This is a genomic window from Alphaproteobacteria bacterium (assembly GCA_019635875.1).
Taxonomy (GTDB): domain Bacteria; phylum Pseudomonadota; class Alphaproteobacteria; order Reyranellales; family Reyranellaceae; genus JAFAZJ01.
In genome coordinates this window covers 101,098-126,426 of the sequence record JAHBYP010000001.1, presented here as the reverse complement: position 1 = coordinate 126,426, position 25,329 = coordinate 101,098, and the positions used below count along the sequence as shown (strand labels likewise).

23 protein-coding genes and 1 tRNA gene are annotated in these 25,329 nt (G+C 69.9%); 14 read left to right on the top strand and 10 right to left on the bottom strand.

Annotation, left to right across the window (positions count from 1 at the left end):
* The first annotated feature begins 106 nt into the window (after positions 1-106).
* Both KF889_00590 and KF889_00585 read left to right on the top strand, forming a co-directional pair.
* Positions 107-1,060 (top strand): hypothetical protein, encoded by a 954-nt coding sequence (locus KF889_00590; GenBank protein MBX3497912.1) that lies wholly within the window; start codon positions 107-109, stop codon positions 1,058-1,060.
* Positions 1,060-1,395, top strand: coding sequence for a DUF1491 family protein (locus KF889_00585; GenBank protein MBX3497911.1), 336 nt, complete (start codon positions 1,060-1,062; stop codon positions 1,393-1,395). Before KF889_00590 ends, KF889_00585 begins: the two co-directional genes overlap by 1 nt.
* Before the next feature lie 147 nt (positions 1,396-1,542).
* Here KF889_00585 and KF889_00580 read toward each other — a convergent pair whose 3' ends face one another.
* Together KF889_00580 and KF889_00575 are read right to left on the bottom strand one after the other, a co-directional pair.
* Positions 1,543-2,565, bottom strand: a complete 1,023-nt coding sequence (locus KF889_00580) for an alpha/beta hydrolase (protein MBX3497910.1) — start codon at positions 2,563-2,565, stop codon at positions 1,543-1,545.
* A complete protein-coding gene (locus tag KF889_00575; GenBank protein MBX3497909.1) occupies positions 2,562-3,689 on the bottom strand; it encodes a CoA transferase in 1,128 nt (375 codons plus the stop codon). Before KF889_00575 ends, KF889_00580 begins: the two co-directional genes overlap by 4 nt.
* 473 nt (positions 3,690-4,162) lie before the next feature.
* Between KF889_00575 and KF889_00570 the strand changes: the two genes are divergently transcribed.
* The 4 genes from KF889_00570 (at position 4,163) to KF889_00555 (ending at position 8,535) form a co-directional block, all read left to right on the top strand.
* Entirely contained in the window at positions 4,163-5,368 is a 1,206-nt protein-coding gene (locus tag KF889_00570; GenBank protein ID MBX3497908.1) for an MFS transporter, read from the top strand.
* Positions 5,369-5,408: 40 nt separating this feature from the next.
* Complete coding sequence (locus KF889_00565) at positions 5,409-6,293, top strand: DMT family transporter (protein MBX3497907.1); 885 nt, start codon at positions 5,409-5,411, stop codon at positions 6,291-6,293.
* A 266-nt stretch (positions 6,294-6,559) separates the two neighbouring features.
* Positions 6,560-7,189: a cupin domain-containing protein gene (locus KF889_00560; protein MBX3497906.1), complete on the top strand. Its 630-nt coding sequence runs from the start codon at positions 6,560-6,562 to the stop codon at positions 7,187-7,189.
* A gap of 17 nt (positions 7,190-7,206) precedes the next feature.
* Positions 7,207-8,535 (top strand): FAD-binding oxidoreductase, encoded by a 1,329-nt coding sequence (locus KF889_00555; protein ID MBX3497905.1) that lies wholly within the window; start codon positions 7,207-7,209, stop codon positions 8,533-8,535.
* A 76-nt stretch (positions 8,536-8,611) separates the two neighbouring features.
* On the opposite strand, the gene KF889_00550 is transcribed toward KF889_00555, so the two are convergent.
* Positions 8,612-8,685: transfer RNA gene (locus tag KF889_00550), tRNA-Gly, on the bottom strand.
* 177 nt (positions 8,686-8,862) lie between these two features.
* On the opposite strand from KF889_00550, the gene KF889_00545 reads away from it, so the two are divergent.
* The 3 genes from KF889_00545 (at position 8,863) to KF889_00535 (ending at position 11,890) form a co-directional block, all read left to right on the top strand.
* The gene (locus KF889_00545) at positions 8,863-9,573 is read left to right on the top strand and encodes a hypothetical protein (GenBank protein ID MBX3497904.1); all 711 of its coding nucleotides are present in this window, start codon (positions 8,863-8,865) and stop codon (positions 9,571-9,573) included.
* Between the two features lie 56 nt (positions 9,574-9,629).
* Positions 9,630-10,340 carry a hypothetical protein gene (locus tag KF889_00540; protein ID MBX3497903.1) on the top strand — a complete coding sequence of 237 codons (711 nt, stop codon included), beginning with the start codon at positions 9,630-9,632 and terminating at the stop codon, positions 10,338-10,340.
* A gap of 65 nt (positions 10,341-10,405) precedes the next feature.
* On the top strand, positions 10,406-11,890 hold the full coding sequence (locus KF889_00535) for an MFS transporter (protein MBX3497902.1): 1,485 nt from the start codon (positions 10,406-10,408) through the stop codon (positions 11,888-11,890).
* Here KF889_00535 and KF889_00530 read toward each other — a convergent pair.
* From KF889_00530 to tsaD, 3 genes are all read right to left on the bottom strand, one after another.
* Complete coding sequence (locus KF889_00530; protein ID MBX3497901.1) at positions 11,876-12,985, bottom strand: 2OG-Fe(II) oxygenase; 1,110 nt, start codon at positions 12,983-12,985, stop codon at positions 11,876-11,878. The genes KF889_00535 and KF889_00530 overlap by 15 nt on opposite strands.
* 166 nt (positions 12,986-13,151) lie before the next feature.
* Positions 13,152-13,799, bottom strand: coding sequence for a 2OG-Fe(II) oxygenase family protein (locus tag KF889_00525; protein ID MBX3497900.1), 648 nt, complete (start codon positions 13,797-13,799; stop codon positions 13,152-13,154).
* Between the two features lie 10 nt (positions 13,800-13,809).
* Positions 13,810-14,901: a tRNA (adenosine(37)-N6)-threonylcarbamoyltransferase complex transferase subunit TsaD gene (gene tsaD, locus KF889_00520; GenBank protein MBX3497899.1), complete on the bottom strand. Its 1,092-nt coding sequence runs from the start codon at positions 14,899-14,901 to the stop codon at positions 13,810-13,812.
* A 73-nt stretch (positions 14,902-14,974) separates the two neighbouring features.
* Here tsaD and hemC point away from each other — a divergent pair, with 73 nt between their 5' ends.
* From hemC to KF889_00505, 3 genes are read left to right on the top strand one after another with little or no spacing between them, the layout of a single operon-like run.
* A complete protein-coding gene (gene hemC, locus KF889_00515) occupies positions 14,975-15,892 on the top strand; it encodes a hydroxymethylbilane synthase (GenBank protein MBX3497898.1) in 918 nt (305 codons plus the stop codon).
* Between the two features lie 11 nt (positions 15,893-15,903).
* On the top strand, positions 15,904-18,174 hold the full coding sequence (locus KF889_00510) for a uroporphyrinogen-III synthase (GenBank protein MBX3497897.1): 2,271 nt from the start codon (positions 15,904-15,906) through the stop codon (positions 18,172-18,174).
* Entirely contained in the window at positions 18,171-19,544 is a 1,374-nt protein-coding gene (locus tag KF889_00505) for a heme biosynthesis protein HemY (GenBank protein ID MBX3497896.1), read from the top strand. Before KF889_00510 ends, KF889_00505 begins: the two co-directional genes overlap by 4 nt.
* A gap of 325 nt (positions 19,545-19,869) precedes the next feature.
* Here KF889_00505 and KF889_00500 read toward each other — a convergent pair whose 3' ends face one another.
* Together KF889_00500 and KF889_00495 are read right to left on the bottom strand one after the other, a co-directional pair.
* Positions 19,870-20,715 carry an LOG family protein gene (locus KF889_00500; protein MBX3497895.1) on the bottom strand — a complete coding sequence of 282 codons (846 nt, stop codon included), beginning with the start codon at positions 20,713-20,715 and terminating at the stop codon, positions 19,870-19,872.
* Positions 20,712-21,884 carry an amidohydrolase gene (locus KF889_00495; protein MBX3497894.1) on the bottom strand — a complete coding sequence of 391 codons (1,173 nt, stop codon included), beginning with the start codon at positions 21,882-21,884 and terminating at the stop codon, positions 20,712-20,714. Before KF889_00495 ends, KF889_00500 begins: the two co-directional genes overlap by 4 nt.
* A gap of 163 nt (positions 21,885-22,047) precedes the next feature.
* Between KF889_00495 and KF889_00490 the strand changes: the two genes are divergently transcribed.
* Positions 22,048-22,980 carry a diacylglycerol kinase family lipid kinase gene (locus KF889_00490; protein MBX3497893.1) on the top strand — a complete coding sequence of 311 codons (933 nt, stop codon included), beginning with the start codon at positions 22,048-22,050 and terminating at the stop codon, positions 22,978-22,980.
* A 75-nt stretch (positions 22,981-23,055) separates the two neighbouring features.
* On the opposite strand, the gene KF889_00485 is transcribed toward KF889_00490, so the two are convergent.
* A complete protein-coding gene (locus KF889_00485) occupies positions 23,056-23,280 on the bottom strand; it encodes a DUF1127 domain-containing protein (protein ID MBX3497892.1) in 225 nt (74 codons plus the stop codon).
* A 135-nt stretch (positions 23,281-23,415) separates the two neighbouring features.
* Here KF889_00485 and gcvA point away from each other — a divergent pair, with 135 nt between their 5' ends.
* Positions 23,416-24,327 (top strand): transcriptional regulator GcvA, encoded by a 912-nt coding sequence (gene gcvA / locus KF889_00480; protein ID MBX3497891.1) that lies wholly within the window; start codon positions 23,416-23,418, stop codon positions 24,325-24,327.
* A 96-nt stretch (positions 24,328-24,423) separates the two neighbouring features.
* On the opposite strand, the gene KF889_00475 is transcribed toward gcvA, so the two are convergent.
* Positions 24,424-25,236 carry a hypothetical protein gene (locus tag KF889_00475; protein ID MBX3497890.1) on the bottom strand — a complete coding sequence of 271 codons (813 nt, stop codon included), beginning with the start codon at positions 25,234-25,236 and terminating at the stop codon, positions 24,424-24,426.
* Positions 25,237-25,329 lie beyond the last annotated feature (93 nt).

The window sequence follows — 25,329 nt, the reverse complement described above, 5'->3', positions numbered from 1 at the left end:
GCGGGCGGGAGCAAGCCCGCCGTTCGGACCGCGCCGCTGGAGCGGCGCAGCGCCAAGGCGATGACTCGATTCGCCTCCGCGCCGGGCCTTCGGTATATGTCTCGGCATGCTCCACGTCTTGGCCGACCGTCGTCGCATCGCGCGGGCCGTGCGCGTGCTGCGCCGACGGCTCGCCGGCCTGCCGGTGCGCGGCGTCACCATCACCTGGCATGGCGGCGGCAAGGCGAAGGGCGACATCGCCTGGCTGCGCGAGCACGCGTTCTGGTGGCGCCACGACGCGGCGCTGCTGAAGAACCGGCACTGGCTGGCTTTCGGTCATTCGCCCGACGCGCCGACGCGCACCGAGACCATCACCTGCGAGATCAATCTGCTGCATGCCGGCGCCGACCGGCGCGTCGCCGGCGCCATCCTGCGCGACGAGGACGATGCGCTCTACCTCGCCCATAGCGGCAAGATCGGCGGGGCGCGCGCCGGCCGGCGCAAGCAGGCGTTCCGCGACTTCGCCGCCACGGGCAACTGGCAGCCGGCGCGCTGGCCCGACGGCACGAGCACCGAGCTGCTGGTGATCGGCCCGCTCGAAGGGCCGCGCCTGGCGCGCCAGGTCGGCCGCTTCGTGTCGGCGGTGCATGGCTTCAAGTCGGGCGACGGCGCCGCCGCGGCGCTCGACGCCGCGACGCCGGCGCCGGCCATCACCGAGGCCGGTCACGCGATCAGCGCAGCCTGCGACCGGCCGCTGGTGCTCGAGGCGCTGGCCGAGGAGCTGGCGCGCCGCGGGCTGTCGGCCAATGGCGGCGGCGATCCGCTGTTCACGCCGCGTCGCGCTGCGCCGCCGCTGCTGGAGATCGCCACCGATCCGGCGCGCGATCGCATCGAGCGCGCAGTCGGCCGCCTGCTGCTGCGCCGCGTCGGCAGCAACGGCGCGGCGGCGATCCTGATCGTGCCGGAAGGCGCGCGCGCCTCACTGGCCGAAGCCGTCGGGACGGCCGGCGTGCATGTCGTGGGCTATCGCTGGCGCGCGGCGCGTCCGGTGTTCGACGGTCTCGACGCGGCCCTGCACTGATGGCGATGGGGCTGACCACGAGCCTGTGGGTCTCGGCCCAGATCAGGCTGTGCGACCGGCGCATGATCCCCGCCGTGGTCGTGCGCCGCGGCGATCCCGACGCTGGCACGGTGCTGGTGAAGGTCAACCGCTTCGACGCGGGCGTCACAGTCTTCACCCAGACCAGCACGATCGACGGCGAGCAGGGATGGGCCAGGGGCACCGGTCCGCTGCCCGTGCCGGAACCCGAAGCCGATGCCTACATCGCCCGCCAGGTCGGCCGCGATCCCGATGTCTGGGTGGTCGAGATTGAAGACCGCAAGGCCGAATGGTCGCCCGACGGAACGGTGTTCTGAGGCGTGCCTGTCATCCCGAGCGTAGCGAGGGATCCAAGGTGTCTTCCTGGGAGCGCCGGCGTCTCGCCGGCATCCAATTGAGCCGGCGGGAGGCGCTGCCAAAGAGATCCCTCGCTGCGCTCGGGATGACAGAGCGCGGGAGAGCACTCAACCCGGCCAGCCGCCGGGCACCTTGGTCGCCAGCCAGTGGGTCAACGCGCGGTTGACCTCGACGGGCTTCTCCTGCGCCATCCAGTGACCGCTGTCGACGATGGATTCGGTGAGGTTGCGGCAGTACCGGCGCATAGGCTCGGGCAGGCGCGAAGTGACGCTCTCGCAGGTGTAGTCGTAGCGCGCGGCGAGGAAGAGCACCGGCAGGTCGAGATGTCCGCCGTTCAGCGCCTTCGCCGCATAGGCGGCGTTGGCGGCGTGGTTCATGTACCAGGAATCGGGACCGAAGAAGCCGTTGCGTTCCAGCGCTCCGGCGTAGACGCGCAGATCCTCCTCGCTCACCACATCGGCGTCGCGCGGCAGGTCCGGCGCGCCGCCGGGGCCGAACCAGCCGCCGTTGCGCCGCACCTCGGCGGTGCGCGAGGGCTTGCCCTGCCCGGCCGGGCTGCCCTTGCGGAACAGCGCCTTCACCACGGTGTAGGGATTGGCATCGAAGCTCCCGGTCGCCGTGGCGAAGCTCTCCTCGTAGAAGCGCATGTATTCCCATTGACCGGCGGGATAGGTCGCCTCGGGATAGACACTCCGGTCGATCAGCGGCAGCACATGGTCGAGGCCGTACTCCAGCGTGTGATAGGGCACGCAGAGATTGGCGACGGCGATGCAGCGGTCGGGATGGTGGCTGGCGAGATTCCATACCACCGGGCTGCCCCAGTCATGGCCGACCCAGACGGCCTTGCCGATGCCCAGCGAATCGGCGAGCTCGAGCATGTCGGCGACGATGTGCTCCTGCGCGTAGTCGCCGTGCGTGGCGTAGACACTGGAGCGGCCGTAGCCGCGCATGTCGGCGGCGATGGCGCGAAAGCCCAGCCCGCCCATCACCGGCAGCTGATGGCGCCACGAGATCGACAGCTCCGGCCAGCCATGCACGAAGATCACCGGCAGGCCATCGGCCGGACCGGCGGCGAGATAGAACGTCGTGTGCCGCGCCGACTTCGCGACATGTTCGCTGATCGTAGTCATTGTCCGAAGACCTCGTCGTTGTGCTCACCGAGCTTCGGCGAATCGCGGATCGGCGTAGGCCGCCGGCGATCGAAGCTGATCGGCAGGCCGACCACCTGCATGCCGGTCGTCGGCAAGGTCCGCGTCATGTCCATCGCCGCCAGCTGCTCGCTCTGCGCCAGATCGCCGACGTCGTTGACCGGCGCGCACGGCACGCCGGCCTTGGCGAAGAGCGCGATCCAGTGCGCGCGTGGCTGCGTGCGGATGATCGCCTGGATCAGCGCCGCCAGCTCCACCCGCACCTCCGCGCGCTTGCGGTTGTTCTCGAAGCGCGGGTCGGCCGCCCATTCGGGCTTGCCGACCGCCTCGGCGAACTTCACGAACAGCCGGTCGTTGCCGCAGGCGATGACGATCGGCTTGTCGGCCGTCTCGAACGCCTGGTAGGGCACGATGATCGGGCTGCCGGTGCCGTGGCGCTGCGGCAGCTGGCCCGAGACCCAGTAGCTGTGCAGCGCGCCCGACACCCAGCTCGCGGCGGTCTCGAACAGCGAGGTGTCGATGACGCAGCCCTCGCCCGTCGCGTGCCGCCTTTGCAGCGCCGCGAGCGCGCCAATCACACACCACATGCCGGTGGCGGCATCGTTGATCGCCGGCGCGCAGAAGGTCGGCGGATCCTCCGGCCGGCCGGTGAGCGTCATCACCCCGCCATAGGCCTGCAGCAGAGGATCGAAGCCCGGCGCCATCTTCAGCGGCCCCTGGTGGCCGAAGGCCCAGATCGAGCAGTAGATCAGCCTGGGATTGACCGTGCGCAGCGCCTCCGGCCCGATGCCCAGCTCTTCGACGATGCCCGGCCGCAGATTCTGGATCAGAATGTCGGCGTCCTTCGCCAGCGCCTTGAGCCTGGCCACGTCGGCCGCCGATTTGATATCGAGCGTCACCGAGCGCTTGCCGCGGTTGTTGGCGCGGAACATCACGCTGTCGCCCTCGACGAAGGGCGGGCCCCACAGCCGCGCGTCGTCGCCGCCATCGGGCTTCTCGACCTTGATCACGTCAGCACCCATGTCGGCGAGGATCGCGCCCGCCAGCGGCCCGGCATAGGCCTGCCCGACCTCGATCACCCTGATGCCCGCGAGCGGTAGCGTCATGCGGCGTGTCCTCGGCTTCGTCTGTCGGATTACAGGCCGATGCAGGTGAAGGCCGCAACAACCGGGTTCGCTCTGTTCCGCAGGGTGACGAACTCGCCTCAACGCCTGGCGCGCGATGAGTGGGCTTTGGCCTTCTGTTTCAGGCGTCGCGCATGATGAACGCGCAGGGCGCGAAAGACCCTGCTGGCGGGAGTGTTCAGGCGCGGATCTTCGAGCGACTCCGCAATCTTTCGTCGCAACTTGTGGAGAGCATCCGAGGTGATCGAACGAGGCGCCATCAAGCGCCTCCGCAGGAGGGTGACCATGTCAAAGGCGGCATATCGAGGAGTTTCCATCTCGCTGCGAATCCTTCGCCGACGCTCATTCGTCTTGGTGGTGAACCCGTCCTTCTTCCCGCGAAGGCGGGGAGAAGGGAGTGGATTGACAGTATTAAACCATTGGGTTAAATGCAGCCATATCCGAAGGAGCAATCCATGCGTGTCTCTTACGGCTGGGTGATCGTCGCGGCGGGCGGTGTGATGGGCTGTGTCGCCATCGGCACGCTGTTCTCGCTCGCGGTCTTCCTGCAGCCGATGTCGGCGGCAACCGGCTGGTCGCGCACCGGCATCTCCACGGCGATGACGCTCGACTTCCTCACCATGGGCGTCGCCGCCTTCTTCTGGGGCTGGCTGCTCGATCGGGTCGGGCCCCGGCCGGTCGTGCTGGCGGGTTCGATCCTGCTCGGGCTGGGCCTGTTCCTGTCAAGCCGCGCAACCTCGCTGCTGGAGTTCCAGATCATCTATGGCGTGCTGGTGGGCGCCGCGGCCGGGGCGGTCTTCGCGCCGATGATGGTGACGGTGACGGGCTGGTTCGAGAAGCGCCGCGCGCTCGCGGTGTCGCTGGTCTCAGCTGGCATGGGCATGGCGCCGATGACGATCTCGCCCCTCGCCAGCTGGCTGATCGAGACCTACGACTGGCGTACGGCGCAGGTGTGGATCGCGATCCTCGCCTGGGCCGTGCTGGTGCCCACGTCGCTGCTGGTGCGTCCCGCGCCGCCGCAATCGCCGTCGGTCGCCGCCGGCGCCGCCGCCGATCCAGGCATGACGGTGGGCCGCGCGCTGCGCTCGCCGCAGTTCATCGTGCTGGGCCTGACCTTCTTCATGTGCTGCGCCACGCATTCCGGCCCGATCTTCCACACCGTGAGCTACGCCATCGCCTGCGGCCTGCCGATGATGAGCGCGGTGACGATCTACAGCGTCGAGGGCCTCGCCGGCCTCGCCGGGCGCCTGGTGCTGGGCATCGCCGCCGACCGCTTCGGCGCCAAGCGCGTGCTGGTGATCGGCCTGCTGGTCCAGGCGGTGATGGCCGGCGCGTACTTCTTCACGCGCCAGCTTGGCGAATTCTACGCCGTCGCCATCGTCTTCGGCTTCGCCTATGGCGGCGTGATGCCGATTTACGCGGTGATCGCGCGCGAGTACTTCCCGATGCACGTCATGGGCCGCGTGTTCGGTGCCGCCACGGCGCTGTCGAGCATCGGCATGGCGTTCGGGCCGCTGGCCGGCGGCTGGATCTTCGACGCCCATGCCAGCTACGGCTGGCTCTATATCGGCTCGTTCGGCCTGGGCCTGGGCGCCACGGCGATCGCGCTCGCCTTCCCGCCCTTCGCCTCGCGCGCGCGGCCGGTGCAGCAACCGGCCTGACGTTGATCAGGCGGCGGGATGCGATGCATCCTCGCCGCCAATGAACGACAGCCCCTCGCCGACAAGACGCCTGGCCATCGGCATCGCGCTGATGGCCAGCGCGTCGTTGGCAATCCCCGTGGTCGACGGCATCGCCAAGCTGCTGGGCGCCACGCATTCGCCGGTCTTCGTCGCCTGGGCGCGCTACGTCGCATCCTCGCTGATCGTGGTGTCGCTGACCGCCGGCTTCTATCGCGTCACCCACGACCTGCGGCAGGACCTGCCGGCCAATCTCCTGCGCACCGTCCTGATCGTCGGCGCGATGACCTGCTTCTTCTTCGCCATCACGCGCATCCCGCTGGCCACCGCGTTCGGCGGCTACTTCCTCGGGCCGGTGATCGCCGCGCTGGCCGCGCCGCTGCTGGGCGAGCGGCTGAGCGCCGGCCGCTTGGCTGCCGCGGCGCTGGGGCTCGCCGGCGCCATCCTGGTCGTGCGGCCCGGCGCCGAGCCCAGCCTCGGCGCCCTGCTGGCGGTCGCCAGCGGCGCGCTGTTCGCCGGCTACCTGATCACGACGCGCATCGCCGTGGTGCGCACGCCGCCGATTGATGCGCTGCGCTTCCAGTGCGTCGCCGGCGCGCTGCTGCTGACCCCGTTCGCGCTGACGCACTGGTCGTGGCCGAGCGGGGACGAGCTGTTGCTGATCGCGGCGATGGGCGCGCTGTCCACCCTCTGCCACTTCATGGTGATCGCCGCCTTCCGCTACGCCGAGGTCGGAGTCCTCTCGCCGCTGGTCTATCTCGAGCTGGTGACAGCGACGCTGATCGGGCTGCTCGTCTTCGCCGAGTTGCCCGATTTGCTCGCCTTTGCCGGCATCGGCTGCATCGTGCTCGGCGGATGGCTTGTGTGGCGGCTGGAGCGCGCGAAGGGAAGTGAGCCTTCGTCGTAAGTCTGGGCGGCGGTCAGAGGACAGGACTCAGGGTCGACCGGCTCCGATCCCTTTTCAGAATCCGAACCATGTTTTCATTATACGGCACCTTCTCTCAAATTTACTGAATGCGAATACAGCCTTCCTGATTTTTAACAGTGTGCAATAGTGAAATATATACCATTGGATCATTTACTATAATCCATTCCAGTTGACAATCGAGCAGTATCAATCGAATCTGATGGTGACTGATCCTTGGCGCTTCCCCTTCTGTATAATGAATTACCATGCAGGTTGTTGAAATTTCACCCCCTCCCGATCAGGCGACGAACGGGCGTTCCGTGCCCGGCAGCGATCCGCGTCAGATCGGTGTGCGGCTTCGCCAGCTGCGGGCCGAGCACAAGCTGACGATTCTCGAGCTCGCGGCGAGGGCCGGCGTGTCCGCCGGCATCATCAGCCAGATCGAGCGCGGCCAGTCCAACCCGTCGATGAGGACGCTGCAGCGGTTGCGCACGGCGCTCGGCGTCAATCTCTGGGAGTTCCTCGATCCCGGGAGCGGCGTGCCGAACGAGGACATGCCCTTCGTCAGGCGGGCCGACCAGCGCCCGCGCATCGTCGCCAGCGGAACCGGCCTGGTGAAGGAGCTGCTGTCGCCGCGCAACGACGACAATCTCCGTTTCATGATCATCACCATGGCGCCCGGCAGCATCAGCGAAGACGTGCTGATCGGCACCGGCGACAAGGGTGGCCTGGTGCTCTCCGGTCGCGTCGTGCTGAGCGTCGGCGACAGCACCACGGAGCTCGGCGAGGGCGACAGCTTCCAGTTCAGGAGCAACATCCCGCACGGCATCGCCAACCGGTCAACCGAAGAGGCGAAGCTGATCTGGATCATGAGCGTGCTCGACACGCACCTCTAACGCAGGAAGGTCGTCGTATGTCGCCGCCCGTCACCCGTATCGCAAGCGATGCAGCGCTGCCGCAATCCGCCGATGTCGTCGTGATCGGCGGCGGCATCGCCGGCATCTCGGCCGCCTACCATCTCGCCGGGAAGGGACATTCGGTCGCCGTGGTCGAGAAGGGCTGCATCGCCGGCGAGCAATCCAGCCGCAACTGGGGCTGGTGCCGCCAGCAGAACCGCGATCTGCGCGAACTGCCGCTGGCGCAGCGTGCCCTGGAGATGTGGGGCGGGCTGAACGAGGAGCTGGGCGCCGAGACCGGCTTTCGCCGAACCGGTCTCATCTATGTGACGAACAGCCCGTCCGACCTCGACAGATGGTCACGCTGGAGCGATCAGGCCCGCGAGATGCAGATGCGCAGCCATGTTCTCTCCGCGTCCGAGGCCAAGGAGATGACGCCGGGCAGCACCGGGAACTGGACCGGCGGCATCCACTCGCCGACCGACGGCCGGGCGGAACCCGCGCTCGCGGTGCCGGCGATCGCCGAGGGTGCGCGGCGTCGCGGCGCCACCCTCCATCAGGACTGCGCGGCGCGTGGGCTCGAGACGTCGGCGGGGCGCGTCAGCGGTGTGATCACTGAAAAGGGCACGATCCGCACCAGCTCCGTGCTCGTCGCGGGCGGCGTCTGGACCTCGATGTTCTGCCGCCACCACGGTATCGACATGCCCCTGGCCGGCGTGCGCTCGACGTCGTTCTTCACCGCGCCGGCGCCGCAGATCACCGAAGGCGGCATTTCGACGCCCGACGTCACGTTCCGCCGCCGCCTCGACGGCGGCTACACCATCGGCATCAGCGGACGCGGCATGCTCGAGCTCAGCCCCCAGGGGCTGAAGTATGCGCGGCCGTTCTGGCGCACCTTCAAGAAGCGCTACAAGCTCCTGTCCATCCGCGTCGGCCGCTCCTTCTTCGAGGGCCCCGAGGCCATCCTGAGCTGGCGCAACGATACGGTCTCGCCCTTCGAGCGCATGCGCACCTACGACCCGCCGCCGCAGGAGAAGCTGGTCGGCTTTGCGCTCAAGCGCATCGGCGAGATCTATCCCGAGCTCGCCGACGTGAAGATCGTGCACAAGTACGGCGGGCTGATCGACTTCACACCCGACTGGATCCCGGTGATCTCCGCCATCGACAGGCTGCCCGGCCTGCATGTCTCCGCCGGCTTCAGCGGCCACGGCTTCGGCATCGGCCCGGCAGCGGGACGGCTGGCGGCCGACATCGTCGCCAACGACTCGCCGATCGTCGATCCACACCCGTATCGCTACAGCCGGCTCGTCGACGGAACGGATCTGGGCGAGCCCGGCCTGATGTGATCGGCCCGCGCCCTGCTTGCGCAAGACGACGAGCAGGCGGTCCGGCGCGAATTCGTCAAGTCTCAACGAGGAGAGCTGGAGCGGGTGAAGGGAATCGAACCCTCGTCGTAAGCTTGGGAAGCTTCTGCTCTACCATTGAGCTACACCCGCGCAGCCGCAGATGTAACGAAAGCCTGATATCCAGGTCAACGACCACGGGCGATGGTGGGAAACTGCGACCCGCCTTCTGAATCTTCTGTCCAAGCGTCGCGTTTCGTGGCACACTCGCTTTCGAGTGATTGATCACATTTGTTTCACCCTGCGTTTCGGTACAGGGGAGAATTTGCCATGTCCATCACTTCCTGGTTCATGCGCATCGACCGCTACGCCAGCGTGCACGCCGTGCGCTCGCAGGACACCATCACCGTAGGCGGCGCCGACAGCTCCAATTCCTGCGGCATCGCCAGCATCCTGATGGTGAACTTCAAGCAGAAGAAGCATCTGATGGTCGCCGGCGTCTCGGCCGGCGCCTCGATCGCCTCGTCGGGCTCGCCGCTGGGCACCTTCATCGGCGGCCAGCTGGCGCGCGCATCGATCGCCAATGCGGTCAAGGACGAGCCCGAGATCTACAAGATCTACAGCGACGTCACGGGCTCGACCTACGACGGCTCGACCTACAGCATCGCCGGCCAGTTTCCCGAGGTGCTGCGCCGCCTGGGGCTGGGCACCTGGGAGCGCGTCTTCGTGCCCGAGGCAGACGTCTATACGTCGATCAAGACGGCGGTCGACAAGGGCGCTCCGGTGATCGCGCGCGTGGCGTGGAACGGCGGCGGCGCGCATTTCGTCGTCATCGACCAGGTGCATTCGACATCGGGCGGCGGCAAGCTCTGCGTCTGCGATCCGTGGGACGGCGAGCTGCGGCTGGTCGACGGTGCCGCCAACACGGTCACGAACTACGATCCGACCGGCTTCGTCTGGTCGTTCTCGCTGGGCGGCAACCGCCACTCCTATACCGGCGGCGCCGGCAAGTTCAGCAGCTGCATCGTGCGCAAGGTGTAGCGCCCGGCGATTGCCACAAGCGCGCCGACATTGTCCACAATTGGGAGAGATCCGCCATGTCTATCACATCCTGGTTCATGCGCGTCGACCGCTACGGCAGCGTGCACGCCGTGCGCTCGCAGGACACCGTCACCAAGGCCGGCGCCGACAGCTCGAACTCCTGCGGCATCGCCAGCATCCTGATGGTCAACTTCAAGATGAAGAAGCATCTGATGGTCGCCGGCGTCTCGGCCGGCGCGGCGATCTCCTCCTCGGGCGTGCCCGGCGGCACGTACATTGGCGGGCAGCTGGCGAAACTGTCGGTCGAGCAGGCGGTGAAGGAGGAGCCCGAGATCTACAAGATCTACAGCGACGTCACCGGCTCAGTCTACGACGGCTCGACCTACAGCAACGCCACCCACTATCCCGAGGTGCTGCGTCGCATCGGCCTCTCCGGCTGGGAATGCGTCATCCTCAGTCCGGGCGATGTCTACGCCGCGGTCAAGGCCTCGACCGACAAGGGCTACCCGGTGATCGCGCGCGTCGGCTGGAATGGCGGCGGCGGCCACTTCACCGTGATCGACGAGGTCCACACCACCTTCGGCAACAAGGTGTGCGTCTGCGATCCGTGGGACGGCGAGTTGCGCCTGGTCGACGGCACGGCGGGCACGCCGATCAACTACGACCCGACCGGCTTCGTCTGGTCGTTCTCGCTGGGTGGCAATCGCCACTCCTATACCGGCGGCAAGGGCAGCTTCAGCGGCTGCATCGTGCGCAAGAAGCCCTGAGCGCTGGACTTCGACGACGCGCATCCGCAAGCTGGACATCGCACAACGGGACCGTGTGAGGGGGCATGGCGGGCGGACACGCGCCGGCGGACAGCGACGGCACGGCGAGGCCCGGCGCGCGGCTGGGTCAGGTGTCGTGGGCGATGTTCGACTGGGCCAACCAGCCGTTCTTCACCCTCATCACCACCTTCATCTTCGGCCCGTACTTCGCCGGCGAGCTGGTCGCCGGGCTGCAGGAGGCGCAGCTCCTTCAGACGTTGGGCCGCGCGCCCTCGGCGGCCGAGCTGGCGCAGATCAAGGAAGCCTCGGGCGCCGCCGGCCAGGCGGCGCTGGCCTTCACGCAATCGGCCGCCGGTGTGCTGCTGGCCCTGCTCAGCCCCTTCCTCGGCTCGATGGCCGACATCACCGGGCGGCGCAAGCCCTACATCCTGGTCTTCCAGATCCTGACGGCGATCGGCTGCGCCATCCTGTGGTTCGCCACGCCGGGCAACGCCGCGATCGTGCCGGCGATCTCCTTCGCGCTGATCCTCGGCACCATCGGCGCGGAGTTCTCGATCGTCTTCAACAACGCGCAGCTGCCGACCATCGTCGAGCCCCGGCGCATGGGCTGGCTCTCCGGCCTGGGCTGGGGCCTGGGCTATACCGGCGGCCTGCTGTCGCTGTTCATCGTGCTGGCCGTGCGCGATCCCGCGATGGTCGGACTGGCGCCCGCGGGCAGCCCGCCGCTCTTCGGCCTGGATGCCAGGACCTTCGAGGTCGAGCGCCTGATCGGCCCGGCCTCGGCGCTGTGGCTGGCGATCTTCGTGGCCCCGATGTTCCTGTTCACGCCCGACGGCAAGGCCAGCGGCGTCTCGCCGCTCGACGCCGCGCGCGACGGGGCGCGCAAACTGTGGGCGACGGTCAAGAAGGTCGCGCACTACCGCAACCCGTTCCTCTTCCTGATCGCCTACATGATCTACAATGACGGCCTGGCGGCGATCATCGCCTTCGGCGGCGTCTACGCCAAGGGCGTGTTCGGCTGGAGCACGGTGACGCTCGGTGTCTTCGGCATCATCATCACCATCGCCGCGATCCCCGGCTGCCTGCTGGGCGGCCGGCTCGACGACCGCATCGGCTCGCGCCGCCTCGTGCTGCTGACGACCGCCGGCGTCACCATCGCCGCCCTGGGCATCCTCTCGGTCTCGGCCGACAGGATCCTGTACTTCGTCCCCGTGTCGCCGCTCGATCCGGCGCGCGGCCTGTTCGGCTCGTCGCAGGAACTCACCTTCATGGCCTTCGCCGTGCTGCTGGGCACCTGCATGGGTCCGATGCAGGCCGGCAGCCGCACCATGATGGGCCGCCTGGCGCCCGAGGGCATGGCCGGCGAGTTCTACGGCCTCTATGCGCTGTCGGGCCGCGCCACGGCGTGGATGGCGCCCACCGCCATCGCCATCGTCACGACCGCCACCCAGACCCAGCGCTGGGGCGTCGCCGTCGTGCTGCCCTTCCTCGTGATCGGCTTCGCCATCCTGTGGTTCGTGCGCGAGGAGCGCAGCTCAGCGGCGCAGTGACGGCGGCCGCTGTTGCTGCTGCGCCTGCAGCTGCTTCTTGCGGTCGCGGAAGAAGGTGGTGAGCACGAAGCGCCTGCCCTCGCTCACCGGCAGCGCCTCGTGCAGCAGCGAACAGGAGAAGATCGCCGCCATGCCCGCCTTGGGCTTGTAGCGCGTCGGCCCGAACTCCGGGAACACCAGCTCGCCGCCCTCGTAGTCCTCGTTGAGGTTCAGCGACACGGCGAAGGTGCGATCGGCGGTCTGCGGTGTGCCGTTGTCGCGATGGGCGCGGAAGAAATGCTGCTGGCCGGCGGCGTAGGACAGGATCACCGGCGCGTCGAAGGCGAACTCGGCTTCCCAGCTGAACAGGCGCATCAGCTCCGGCCCGACGCGATAGGCCAAGCGATCGGTGATCTGCTTGACCATGGCGGGATCGCGCACGATGTGGTCCTCGGTGCGCTTGCGGTCGGCGGCCATGACATTGCCGTAGCGGCTCGACACGCCGCCGTCGCTGCGCTCGCCGCTGGTCCACTGCTCGATCAGGCTCCTGCAGAAGGCCGGCTCGAAGACGCGCGGCAGCATCATCACGGGCGCCGCCGAGCCGAACAGCACCGTTTCAGGGGGCCGATCGGCACGCGCTGCGGCGATCGCCGCCAGCACCGCATCGCGCAGCGCCTCGACATCGGCGCCGGTGAACGCGTCGACCAGCCGCTGGTTGGCGTCGAGCACGATCAGCCGATGATCGTGCGGCGCGCCGACCGACGCGCCCTGCGCGGGATCGGGCGCCAGCAGGGTCGCGAGCACGCGCCGGTCGGGATCGCACAGCACCGGCGGCACGCTACCACCGCCGGGCATCGCGAAGCCCTTCAGCGCTCCCTGCGCCGCGGTGATGTTGGCGCCGACGATCACCGCCGTCGATGCGCCGGCATCGGCGATCGACGCGATCAGCCCGCCCATGGGCCCCGCGGTCAGCAGCCGCACATCGCCCAGGGCCACCACGACCAGCGGCTCGCCCTGCACGCTCCAGCTCAGCTTGTGGCCCATGCCGTCGACGCCGGGCAGCGCCACCTCGGGAAAGCGATCGCCCGGCCGGAAGGGAAAGAACGCGCTGGTCATGACGAGGACCCCATTCCTTCCCCCGGAGGGGGAAGGGGCCCGAAGGGCGGAAGGGGGATGTCGATGCCGAACGCAGAAGTCCGTCTTCGACATCCCCCTTCCGTCACGCTGCACGTGCCACCTTCCCCCTCCGGGGGAAGGCAAGAAGTGAGATCGAGCCTGTTCATCAGACGCTCAGGTTGAAGGCGATGGAGATGCGTTCGGCGACGCCGCGATAGGGACGTACGCCGTGCAGCAGCCAGGCCGGGAACATCACCAGCCGGCCGGCGCGCGGCGGGATCGACTCGCAGGCGCCGCTCGACAGCCCGCCCGGCGTGGCGAAGGCGAGGTGCGGCGCGTACATCGCCGGCGCCACGCCGCGCGGGTCCATGAACTCGAGCTCGCCGCCGAGCGACGGATCGGCTGCAATGCCGCCATCGTCGACGTAGTAGACGGCCGACCAGAACGAGCCGGGATGGGTGTGGAACTCGTTGCCGTGGCCGGCGCGATTGACGTTGGCCCACATGTTGGCCTTCCACTGCACGCGCACCAGCTTGCCGGTGCGGTCGGTGGTCAGCCGATTGGCGACGTCGCGCCCGGCATCGAGCAGGCGCAGCGCTGCGGCGCCACCCCACTGGTTCATGTCCCAGCTCGACTGGTAGCCGCCGAGATTGCTGTGCTGGGTGCCCGGCACTGCCTTCTCGCGCTCAGCGATCACGCGGCGCAGCTCGCCGTTCAGCCGCGCCGCATCCGGCAGCTCGACCAGCACGACCGGCGTAGCGAACAGCGGCGTCACCTCGACGCGCGCGCCGTTGGGCAGGGTGGTGGCGTTCATCGTCACGAGCCTACACCTTCACGCCGGCGCCGACACCGGAGCGGCCGATCATGGCGCGTGCCGATTCGTCGAGCGGCCAGCGCGGGCGTGGCGCGAAGTCGAGGCTGTCGCGCTGGCCCAGCAGCAGCCGCTCCAGCCCGGCCCAGGCGACCATCGCGCCGTTGTCGGTGCACAGCGCCGGCGGCGGCGCCACCAGCACGGCGTCGCGCTCGGCGGCGAGATCGCCCAGGCGCGCGCGCAGGTAGGCGTTGGCGGCGACGCCGCCGGCGACGACCAGCGGCACCGGCTGCGGCGTTGTCGCGCCACAACGGTCGCGGAACATCGAAAGCGCGTTGGTGCAGCGATCGGCCAGCACGTCGCCCACCGTACGCTGGAAGCTGGCGGCGAGGTCGGCGATGCCCTGCACATCACTGGGCGTCAGCGACTGCGCCACCACGCGCACCGCGGTCTTCAGGCCGGAGAACGAGAAGTCGCAGCCCGGCTTGCGCCACATCGGCCGCGGCAGGTCGAAGCGGCGGGCATCGCCGTCCTTCGCCGCGCGCTCGACCGCGGGTCCGCCGGGGAAGCCCAGACCGAGCAGCTTGGCGGTCTTGTCGAACGACTCGCCGACGGCGTCGTCGATGGTCGTGCCCAGCCGGACATAGCGGCCGACGCCTTCGACCGAGAGCAGCTGGCAATGGCCGCCGGAGACCAGCAGCAGCAGGAAGGGAAACGCCACCGGCTCGACCAGGCGCGCGGTCAGCGCATGCGCCTCGAGATGGTTGACGGCGAGGAACGGCTTGCCCGACGCCAGGGCGATCGCCTTGGCCGTGGTGACGCCGACGATCACGCCGCCGATCAGCCCCGGCCCGCCGGTGGCGGCCACGCCGTCGAGCTGGTCGAACGACAGCCCCGCCTCGTCCATGGCGCGCTGCACCACGGCGTCGATCACCTCGACATGGGCACGCGCCGCCAGCTCCGGCACGACGCCGCCGAAGCGCGCGTGCTCGGCCAGCTGGGCGCGCACGACGTTGGAGCGCAGCCGGCCGACCGGCGCGGAGCGGGCTTCGACCACGGCGGCCGCCGTCTCGTCGCAGCTGGTCTCGATGCCCAGGACGATCATGGCCGCCTTGTAGCCCATAAGTGCGGCACGATGGGGCTTTTCCGCCGCCGCCTTGCCCGCTACAGGGGTGGCCATGAGCAAGCCCGTCCTGCGCCTCGGCACGCGCGGCAGCCCGCTGGCGTTGATCCAGGCCAACCAGATGCGCGATGCCCTGAGGACGGCGCATCCCGGGCTCGAGGTCGAGATCGTCACCATCCGCACCACCGGCGACAAGGTGCAGGACCGGCCGCTGTCGGAGATCGGCGGCAAGGGTCTGTTCACGCGCGAGATCGAGGACGGGCTGCTGGGCGGCGCGCTCGACATCGCCGTGCACAGCGCCAAGGACATGCTGCCGGTGCTGCCCGAGGGCCTGATGCTGGCGGCCTTCGCCGAGCGCGAGGATCCGCGCGACGCGCTGATCTCGCCCGGCCGCATCGCGCGCATCGCCGACCTGCCGGAAGGGGCCACCGTGGCCACGGTGGCGCTGCGCCGCAAGGCGCTGCTTCTGCACCTCAGGCCCGACCTGACGATCGTGCCGGTGCGCGGCAATGTCGACACCCGCCTGCGCAAGCTCGACGAGGGCCTGGCCCAGGCGATGCTGCTGGCGCGCGCCGGGCTGAACCGGCTGGGCCGCGGCGATGTCGGTGTGCCGGTGCCGGTCGAGGACATGCTGCCCGCCGCCGGCCAGGGCGCGATCTGCGTCGAGTGCCGCGCCGCCGACGGCGCGACGCGCGATCTGCTGGCGGCGATCAACCACACGGCGACCGAGACCTGCGTGCGCGCGGAGTTCGCCATGCAGGCGGTGCTCGAAGGCTCGTGCCGCACGCCGATCGCCGGTTACGCCGTGCCCGCCGAGGGCGGCCTGTGGCTGCGCGCGCTGGTGGCGCGGCCCGACGGGTCCGAGGTGATCGCCGCCGAGCGGCGCGGCGCGGCGCGCGACGCCATCGCCCTGGGCGAGGACGCCGGCCGAGAGCTGCGCGGCCGCGCCGGTCCGCATTTCTTCGAGGGGTGATGGCGATGCGCGTGCTGATCACTCGTGCCGAACCCGAGGCCAGCGGCTTTGCCGAGGCGCTCGCCGCCCACGGCCACGACGCGCTGAAGGCGCCGCTGCTCAGCCACCAGAGCCTGACGCCGCCCGACGATCTCGATGCGCGCCTCGAGGCGGCGCAGGCGGTGCTGCTGACCAGCGTCAATGGCGCGCGCGCGCTGGCCGAGGCCACGTCCAGGCGCGACCTGCGCCTGCTGGTTGTCGGCGACGCCACCGCCGCGGCGGCCGAGGCACTGGGCTTCCACGACACGCTGTCGGCCGCAGGCGACGTCACGGCGCTTGCCGTGCTGGTGCGCAAGCAGGTGCGCGCCGATGCCGGCCCGCTGCTGCACGCCGGCGGCACGGCGACGGCGGGTGACCTCGTGGGCCAGCTGACCGCGAGCGGCTACGCCATCTCCCATGTCGCGCTCTACGAGACGCGGCTGGCCGACACGCTGCCCTTCGACGTCGAGCACGCGCTGAGCGAGGGAACTGTCGATGTCGTGACGCTTTTTTCGCCGCGTACCGCCGAGGCCTTTGTTAAGCTCGCCTCCCGACCGGAGATCGCGCGCGGCCTCGCCAAGACGGACGCGGTGGCGATGAGCCCGGCGGTGGCCGACCGGATCGCGACGCTGCCCTGGCGCAGCGTGGCGGTCGCCGGGCGGCCGACGCAGGACGAGATGTTGCTGGCCATCGACCGCCTGTCGCCTCCCCCGGCGGCAGCGGCGGACCCAGGAGAACCTGACATGAGCGACGCGCCTGCGAAGCCGACGCCTGCCGCCAGCGATCCGCCTCCACCACCCGAGCCCGCGCCCAAGCCTGCCGCCAAGCCCGAACCGACCCGCCAGCCGCGCCGCGGCCTCGGCGTCATCGGCGCCTTTATCACCGGCATCGTCGCCACCATCGTCGTGCTGGCGGCCATCACCGTCCTCTATCTCGCCAATCCCGAGGCCATGCGCGACGCCGCCTATGCGCTGACCGGGCAGACGCCACCGCCGAGCGCCGCCGATCGGCTCAAGCCGCTGCAGGACCGCATCGTCGCGCTCGAGGCAAAGCCGGCGCCTTCCGATCCGTCGCCGGCGCTGCGCGAGTCGATCGGCCGCGTCGAGCAGCGCGTCGAGGCGCAGGAGCGCCGGACCGCGGCCATCCAGGAGCTCTCCAGCAAGCTCGACGCGCTGACACAGCGGGTCGAGACCATGGCCAATCGGCCGCCCACCGCTGCCGGCCCGTCGCCAGACGCCGCGCGTCTGGAAAGCGCCCTCGGCCAGCTCCGGTCTGAACTGGCAGTACTGAAGAGCGAGCTGCAGAGCGCGCAGACCACGCTGAAGGCGCTGGCGGCGCGGCCGGCCGATGCGCCGACCACGCCGGGCACCGCAACGAGCGCCGACACCGGCGACGCCGCGCGCCAGATCGCGGTGCTGGTCGAGCGCCTCGACCGGCTGGAGAAGCGCGACGCGCAGGCCGCCGGCACGACGGCCAATCTCGCCGAGAAGGCCGAAGTGGTGCGCCAGCTCGCCGAGCTCGAGGCGCGGCTGCGCGCCGAGATCGCGCGCGGTGCCAGCACGGACAGCGGCGCACGCGACGCCGCCGCCCAGGCGCGCGCGCGCGCCGACGCGATCGAGAAGGAGATTGCCGCGCGCCTCGATGCCGTCACGCGGGAAACGGCGACCAAGATCGAAGGCCTCAATCGCGATCTCGCCGCGCGGGCCGGCGGCGACGAGCGCGCGCTGACCAGCAGCCGCGGCGCCGCGGTGATCGGCGTCGCCGCGCGCCTGCGCCAGGCGCTCGAGGCCGGCGGACCCTTCACCTCGAGCCTCGAGATGCTGACGCCGCTGGCGGCCCTGGATCCGCAGGTCGCCGCGATGCGCGAGGAGCTCGTCAAGGTGGCACCCACGGGCGTCGTGCCGGTGCGCGTGCTGGCCGGCGAGTTCCCGACGGTGGCGCGCGCGGTGATCGCCGCCGATCTCGCCGACGATTCGTTCTGGCAGCGCGTGCTGGGCAAGCTAAAGAGCATCGTCTCGATCCGCCGCGTCGGCGAGAGCACCAAGGGCATGGAGGCCGATGCGATCCTCGCGCGCGCCGAGGCGGCGGTGAACGCCGGTGATCTCGGCCGCGCCGTCGGCGAGGTGAAGCAGCTCAAGGGCGCCGCCGCCACGCCCGCCGCGACCTGGCTGATCAGCGCCGAGACCCACCTGGCGGCTGAGCGCGTGGTCGACCGGCTGAGCCTGCACGGCGTCTCCCTGCTGTCGCGCGGCGCTGCGAAATGACGACATTCCGTACGCTGCTGTGGTTCGCGCTCGCCGCGGCCGCGATGGTCGCCGCGGTGTGGCTTGCCGAACGCCCGGGCGACGTCACCATCGAGTGGCACGGCTGGCGCATGGACACCAGCGTCGGCGTGCTGCTGCTGGTGGTGGTGCTGTTCGCCGCCCTGTGCACCGCGCTCTACGGCGTCGTGCGCTGGCTGAAGCACGCACCGGGCTCGCTGATCGGCAGCTGGGGCGAGGGCCGCCGCCGCAAGGGCTATCGCGCGCTGAGCCAGGGCATGGTCGCGGTCGCCGCGGGCGATTCCGGCGAGGCACAGAAGCTGGCGCGCCAGGCCGAACGCCTGCTCGACGAGCCGGGGCTGACCCTGCTGCTGTCGGCGCAGGCGGCGCAGCTCTCCGGCGACCGCGAGGCGGCGCGGCGCTATTTCAACGAGATGCTGGAGGACGAGGAACTCGCCTTCCTCGGCCTGCGCGGTCTGCTGATGCAGGCCTTGCGCGACGGCGATTCGGCCAAGGCGCTCGGCTACGCCGAGCGCGCCTTCGCGCTGCGCCCCGACACGCCCTGGGTGGTGCGCACGCTGTTCGACATGCAGGCGCGCGCCGGCAAGTGGCTCGACGCGCAGAAGACGCTGCAGTCCGGCCTGAAGAGCCGCCTGGTCGATCCCGAGCGCGGCCGCACGCTCGACGCGCTGCTGCTGGTCGAGCGCAGCCGCGCCGCCGAGCGTTCGGGCGGTGACATGGACGCGATGGAGAACGCCCGGGCCGCATTCGGCCTGGCGCCCGAGCGCATCCCGGTGGCCTATCGCTACGCCGAGCTGCTGCTCAAGCGCGACGAGACACGCAAGGCGACCAAGGCGATCGAGAAGGTCTGGGCGACGGCGCCGCATCCCGATCTGGCGCAGCTCTATCTCTCGGCGCAGGGCGAGAAGGATCCGGTCAAGCGTGTGCAGGCGCTGACGCGGCTGACGGCGACCAACCCGAACGAGCTGGAAAGCCATATCGCGCTGGCGCGCGAATGCCTGGAGGCCAATCTCTGGGGCGAGGCGCGGCGTCATCTGACGGCCGCCGGCGGCAAGCGTCCGGTGGTGCGCGTCTGCCGCCTGATGGCCGATCTCGAGGAGGCCGAGTTCGCCGATGGCGAGAAGGTGCGCCACTGGCTGGCGCGCGCCGCCGACGCGCCCGGCGACCGGCACTGGCGCTGCACCGCCTGCGGCGCGGTGCACGAGCGCTGGCAGGCGGTATGCGATTCCTGCGGCGCCTTCGGCACGCTGCAATGGCGCGCGCCGGAGCCGACGATGGGCGAGATCGCCCGCGACGAGCCGGCCAGCGCCGTCGTCGTGGCACCCGCCGAGATCCTGCCGCCCGAACGCTGAGCGGCGCCATTTTGCGCACCCTCGAGGGATGGCAGCGACGCGATCTTCCTTCCCCCGGAGGGCAGGGCGATCGCATATGGCTTTGCTCCAGTTCCTTCTCCCCGCGACGGCGGGGAGAAGGTGCCGAGCGCCAGCGAGGCGGATGAGGGGCTTCTCGCGCAACGCCACATATCGGTGGTGTCGAGACTCCGCGAAGCCCCTCATCCGCCCTTCGGGCACCTTCTCCCCGCCTTCGCGGGGAGAAGGAAAGAAGGCTATACGCGATCGCCCTGCCCTCCGGGGGAAGCGCGATCGCATACGATGGCGAGACGGCGCTACCGCGCTCTCACGGCTCGTCGGTCGGCAGCGGGGTGATGTCCGACGCCGCCTGCTCGAGCAGGCCGCGCTCGACCAGATAGGCCCAGGCCTCCTCGGCGGTATCGACGATGCGAAACAGCGCCAGGTCGCCGGCATCGATCAGGCCGCGTGAAGCCAGCGCGTCGAAGCCGACCGTGTCGCGCCAGAATTCGCCGCCGATCAGCACGACGATCGCCTGATGGCCCTTGCCGGTTTGCTGCAAGGTCAGGATCTCGAACAGCTCGTCGAAGGTGCCGAAGCCGCCGGGAAACACCGCCAGCGCCCGGGCACGCATCGCCAGATGCATCTTGCGCATGGCGAAGTAGTGGAAATGGAAAGTCAGCTCCGGCGTCGAATACGGGTTCGGCGCCTGCTCGTGCGGCAGGGCGATGTTGAAGCCGATCGACGGCGCGCCGACATCGGCCGCACCGCGATTCGCCGCCTCCATGATGCCCGGTCCGCCGCCGGTGGCGATGACGTTGTGGCGCCCCTCCATGGTGCGATCGAGCGCGCCGCCGCGCTGCGAGACGATGCGGCCGAACTCGCGCGCCACGTCGTAGTAGCGCGCGAGAGGGGCCAGCCTGTCGAGCTGCCGCGCATCACGGCCCTGCACGCCGCCTTCGCCGGCGGCGCGCAGCATCTCGGGCGAGGGGATGCGGGCGCTGCCGAACGCGATCACGGTCGATCGCACGCCCCAGCCGCGCAGCGCCAGCTCGGCGCGCTCGTACTCCAGCGCGAAGCGTATGCCGCGCAGTTCGTCGCGCTTGAGGAACTCGCTGTCGTCCACAGCGAGGAGGCCGGGGCGGCCGACCTGCGGCTTGCCGTCGTCGGTCAATCGCGCTTCGCCAGCCGCGTCTCGACGACCCGCGCCCACAGCGTGGCGCCCAGCGGCAGCGCCTCGTCGTTGAAGTCGTAGCCGGGATTGTGCACCTCGCAGCCGCCCTCGCCGCCGCCGTTGCCGATCAGGATGAAGGCGCCCGGCACCTTCTCCAGCATGTAGGAGAAATCCTCCGAGGCCATCACGTAGGCACCTTCGCGGTTGACCTTGTCCTCGCCGACGATCGAGGCGGCGACGTCGCCGATCCACTTCGCCTCGTCGGGGTTGTTGACCAGCGGCGGGAAGACGATGCGCACGTCGGCCTTCGCCTCGCCGCCCAGCGTGTGCGCGATGCCCGAGGCGATGCGCTCGATCTTCTCCTTGATCGTCGCCATCACCTCCTTGCGGAAGGCGCGCACGGTGCCGCGCAGCACGGCGGTCTCGGGGATCACGTTGTAGGCGTCGCCGGCATGCATCTGGGTGATGCTGATCACGCCCGAATCGATCGGCGCCAGGGTGCGCGAGATCACGGTCTGCAGCGCGGTGATGATATGGCCGCCGATCACCACGGGATCGACGCCGCTCTCGGGCCGCGCGCCATGCGCGCCCTTGCCCTTGATGTGGATGTCGAACAGCCCGCCGCCGGCCATCATCGGGCCGGAGCGGATCTGGAAGCGCCCGACATCGAGCTTCGGCCGGTTGTGCATGCCGAACACGACCTCGCAGGGGAACTTCTCGAACAGCCCGTCCCTGACCATCGCCTCGGCGCCGCCGCGGCCTTCCTCGGCGGGCTGGAAGATGAAGTGCACCGTGCCGTCGAAGTTGCGCGTCGCCGCCAGATGGCGCGCCGCGCCCAGCAGCATCGTGGTGTGGCCGTCATGGCCGCAGGCATGCATGCGGCCCTTGTGCTTCGAGGCATGCTCGAACGTGTTCATCTCGTCCATCGGCAGCGCGTCCATGTCGGCGCGCAGGCCGACGGCGCGCGGGTTATTGCCGACGCGGATGGTGCCGACGACGCCGGTCTTGCCGATGCCCGTGGTGACCTCGCAGCCGAACTCCTTGAGCTTCGCCGCGACGATGGCGCTGGTGCGCTCCTCCTCGAAGCCGAGCTCGGGATGGGCGTGGATGTCGCGGCGCCAGGCGGTGAGGTCGGTCGCGAAGGCGGCGATCGCGGGATCGATGGTCATGACTACTCCGGATGCAAAGGTCGGCGGCAGTCTAGAGCACGCTGTCATTCCGAGCGAAGCGAGGAATCCGGCGGGCGGCCCGGATTCCTCGCTGCGCTCGGAATGACAGTGGCGATAGAGTGCTGCAACGGCGCGCCGCAGAAGCGCGCTTACCGGGAGCGGCATGCGCACCAAGGTCATCGTCAACCCGATGGCGGCCAAGGGCCGGATGGCGAAGCGCTGGCCGTGGTTCCGCGAGCGCATGGCGGCGGTGCTCGGGCCGCTCGATGTGAGCTTCACCCTGCGGCCGGGCGATGCGACGCGCTGGACGCGCGCGGCGGCGCTGAAGGGCTGCGAGCGCTTCGTCGTGCTGGGCGGCGACGGCTCGGTCAACGAGGTGCTCAACGGCATGCTGGCGTCGGGCGTCGACGCCTCGAGGCTCACGCTGGCGCCGATGCCCGCCGGCACCGGCAACGATTCCTGCCGCGGGCTGGGCGTGCCGCTCGATCCGGCCGAGGCGATCGACGCGCTGGCCAACCGCCGCACGCGCCTGATCGACGCCATGCGCATCGAACTGCAGGGACTCGAGGGCACGCCGCACACGCGTCACGGCCTGATCCTGGTCAGCTTCGGCGCGCCGGCCACGATCAGCCGCGACGCCTCGACGTCACGCTGGATGAAGCGGCTGGGGCGCATCGCCTATTACCTCGCCACGCCGCCGGTCGTGCTGCGCTACGCCGCGCGCACGACACGCATCGCGATCGACGAATCACCCGCGGAGGAACGAGCGTTGTTCGGCGGCATGATCGCCGGCCTGCCCTCGGGCGGCGGCGGCATGAAACTTGTGCCGCCGGCGCTGGTCGATGACGGCCTGCTCGACATGGTCGAGCTCGGCAGGCTGGGCCGCCTGCAGGCGCTGCTGCAAGTCATGCCCAGGCTGTACGACGGCGGCCATATCGGCCATCCGGCGGTGAGCCTGCGCCAGGGCATGCGGTCGATCCGGCTGGAAAGCGACGGCGCCGAGACGCTGGTCGATGTCGACGGCGAGACGGTCGGCCGCCTGCCGGCGACCGTCACCGTCCTGCCCAACGCGATCCGCGTTCCCGATTTCCGCTAGCTTTGTCATCCCGAGCGCAGCGAGGGATCTAGAGTGGTCCTGGATCCCTCGCTCGCTCGGGATGACAGGCACGACTTAACCCCAGAACCCGCGCTGGCCTTCGCTCTTGGCGGTCGCCCGGTCGAGGCCGATATCGGCCAGCATGCGATCGTCCATCTCCAGCAGATCGGCACGCGAGCGAGCCAGCTCGAGACGACGGAACAGCCAGTCGAAGGCCGCGGTGGCGGCGACGGTGAGCTGCCCGACGAAGGACGCCTTGGGCGCCGGGGCGTGGATGAGGCTGTCGGTCACGAGCGCCATGGCTCAACTCCATTTGGGCATTGTGTCGATACAAGTGCCCGTCCAGACGTTGCTAACACGCGATATGTGGGCGTTCGGCCATTCCCCACAACGGATGTCTTCTCGCCCTCAGACTTAGCTGGTATAAGCCTGCCCATGTCCCGGGGCCCGCTGCCGCTCAATGCCTTGCGCGCCTTCGAGGCCGCCGCACGACACAGGAGCTTCGTCGCCGCCGCCGACGAGCTGGCGGTGACGCCGGCCGCCGTCAGCCATCAGGTGAAAGGGCTGGAGGAGCGGCTGGGCGTGGCACTGTTCCGCCGCCTGCCGCGCGGGCTGTTGCTGACCGAGGACGCCGAGGCGCTGCTGCCCGACCTGCGCGACGCCTTCGACCGCATGGCCGCGGCGCTGCAGAAGCTCGAGCAGCGCAGCGGCACCAAGGTGCTGACCCTGAGCCTCGTCACCACCTTCGCGCTCGCCTGGCTGGTGCCGCGCCTGCATCGCTTCCAGACCGCGCATCCCGACATCGAGGTGCGCATGACGACGACGCAGCGCAGCGTCGATTTCGAGCGCGAGAACGTCGACTGCGCGATCCGTTTCGCCGGCCAGCCGGCCGAGGATCTGCACGCCACCAAGCTGTTCGCCGACGTGCTGACGCCGCTCACCAGTCCGAAATTCGCCGCCATGCTCAAGACGCCCGACGATCTGCGCAAGGCGCCGCTGATCGACACGCACTACGAGCCCGAGTGGCCGATCTGGCTGCGCGCCATGGGGCTCGACGATTTCAAGCCGCGCCGTGTGCTGGCCTTCGACTCGACCAAGATCGCCGTCGAGGCGGCGCTCGAAGGCGCCGGCGTGGCCATCGGCCCGCCCGATCTCTTCGTCGAGGATCTGCGCGAGGGCCGGCTGGTGCAGCCCTTCCCCGATGTCGTGGCCAGCGGCAAGGCGTGGTGGTTCGTCTGCCCGGCGCACATGGCGCAGCGGCCCAAGATCGTCGCCTTCCGCAGCTGGCTGCTCGACGAGCTGGCGCGCGACAAGGTCGAGGGCCCGCGCCGCCTCAAGATCGCTTAGAGATTGAGTTCCTGGGAGCGCCGGCGTCCCGCCGGCAGGCGGCGCTTTGCGCCGCCACCATGAGCCGGCGGGACGCCGGCGCGCCCAAAGACAGCCTCATACTGGCGGAAAGCGCCTGAGGTCGGCGGCGGCGAAGCGCCAGTCGGGCGTGTCGAACACCGCCTCGCGCGACGCCGCGTACCAGGCGCCGGCGACCGGCCCGCGCAGCACGTGGATGCTCTGCGCCGGCATGAAGCTCTGCGCGAACTGCGCCACGCGCCGGCCCTCGCGCTCGGCGACATCGACGGCGACGATGGCGTGGCCCGGCGAGCCGGGCTGGATCAGCACGTCGCCCGGCTCGATCGCCGCCGGATCGCCCACACGTTGCAGCTCGCGCGCCAGCGAGATCGTGCCGGCATAGGTGAAGATCACGTCGAGCCAGGCGCGGAACGCAGCGCGCGAATCGGGCGAGGGGCGCGCCGCGACCCAGGTGATCGAATTGCCGCGCGGCACCGGCCGGCGTCCGGCGAGATACTCGGCATAGGCGTAGCGCTCGCCGTTGGTGAAGCGGAAGGCGAGCGCGTCGCGCCGTCCCTGCGCGCGCAGGTACTCGGCGCGCAGGCGAATGATGGCGTCGGCGCATTGCTGCAGATCGGCGCGGCCGACATCGATGTCGACGATCGCCACCGCGCCGCCCTGCGCGGCGCGCGGCCGGCCGGTATGCAGCAGGATCGGCGCATCGGCCTGGTGCAGCGGCAGCGCGCGCAGCCAGGCGCCGAAATGGCCATCGGGAACGGCGAGGCGGCGATGGCCCGGCGGCGGATCGAAGCGATCGGTCAGGCGTTCGCGCGACAGGCTCTGCGCACGCGCCGATGACAGGCCACCGGCGAGCGCTGCGGCGGTGGCGAGGAGGCGGCGACGCGCAAGCATCGCGCGACGATGCCCGCGACCTGCGGCGGAAGTACGGCAGATGCGCCGCAAACCGTGCTGGTCAATGCGCTGAACCAGCGTTTAGCATGGGAC